Below are 1,375 nucleotides of genomic sequence, written 5' to 3' on the forward strand. Positions count from 1 at the left end.
CCCGATCCGGTCTCCGGGGCGGAGGAGGTCGTGGCGTTCGCCGAGCAGCACGGTCTGCCGATCGCGATCAAGGCCGCCTTCGGCGGCGGCGGCCGCGGCCTGAAGGTCGCCCGCACCCTCGAAGAGGTCCCCGAGCTGTACGACTCCGCCGTCCGCGAGGCCGTGGCCGCCTTCGGCCGCGGTGAGTGCTTCGTGGAGCGCTACCTGGACCGTCCGCGTCACGTGGAGACCCAGTGCCTGGCCGACCAGCACGGGAACGTGGTCGTCGTCTCCACCCGTGACTGCTCCCTGCAGCGCCGCCACCAGAAGCTGGTCGAGGAGGCCCCGGCGCCCTTCCTCTCCGAGGAGCAGAACGCCGAGCTGTACCGCGCCTCGAAGGCCATCCTGAAGGAAGCCGGCTACGTCGGCGCGGGCACCTGCGAGTTCCTCGTCGGCCAGGACGGCACGATCTCCTTCCTGGAGGTCAACACCCGGCTGCAGGTCGAGCACCCGGTCACCGAGGAGGTCACCGGCATCGACCTCGTCCGCGAGATGTTCCGCATCGCCGACGGCGAGGAACTCGGCTACGACGACCCGCCGATGCGCGGTCATTCCTTCGAGTTCCGCATCAACGGCGAGGACCCCGGCCGCAACTTCCTCCCGGCCCCCGGCACGGTGACGACGTTCGCGCCGCCGTCGGGCCCCGGTGTGCGGCTGGACGCGGGTGTGGAGTCCGGCAGCGTCATCGGCCCGGCCTGGGACTCCCTGCTCGCCAAGCTGATCGTCACCGGCGCCACCCGGCAGCAGGCCCTCCAGCGGGCCGCCCGTGCGCTGAACGAGTTCACCGTCGAGGGCATGGCCACGGCCATCCCGTTCCACCAGGCCGTCGTCACCGACCCGGCGTTCGCGCCGGAACTGACCGGCTCCACCGACCCGTTCACGGTCCACACCCGCTGGATCGAGACCGAGTTCGTCAACGAGATCGCCCCCTTCACCGCCCCCGCCGAAGCCGTCGAGGCCGAGGACGAGGCGGGCCGGGAGACGGTCGTGGTCGAGGTGGGCGGCAAGCGCCTGGAGGTCTCCCTGCCGGCCTCGCTCGGCATGTCCCTGGCCCGCACCGGCCTCGCCGCCGGCGCCAAGCCCAAGCGCCGCGCCGCGAAGAAGTCCGGCCCGGCCGCCTCCGGTGACACCCTCGCCTCGCCCATGCAGGGCACCATCGTCAAGATCGCCGTGGAGGAGGGGCAGGAGGTCAAGGAAGGCGACCTGGTCGTCGTCCTGGAGGCCATGAAGATGGAACAGCCCCTCAACGCCCACAAGGCCGGCACCATCAAGGGGCTCGCGGCGGAGGTCGGCAACTCCGTCACCTCCGGCGCGGCGATCTGCGAGATCAAGGACT

General features: G+C 71.5%; 1 protein-coding gene. It reads left to right on the forward strand.

The window, feature by feature from the left end:
* A partial coding sequence (locus ACZ49J_RS45400) for an ATP-binding protein (RefSeq protein ID WP_467457748.1) occupies window positions 1-1,375 on the forward strand: 1,375 nt, incomplete at both ends.

This window comes from Streptomyces sp. NPDC030840 (genome assembly GCF_055572015.1).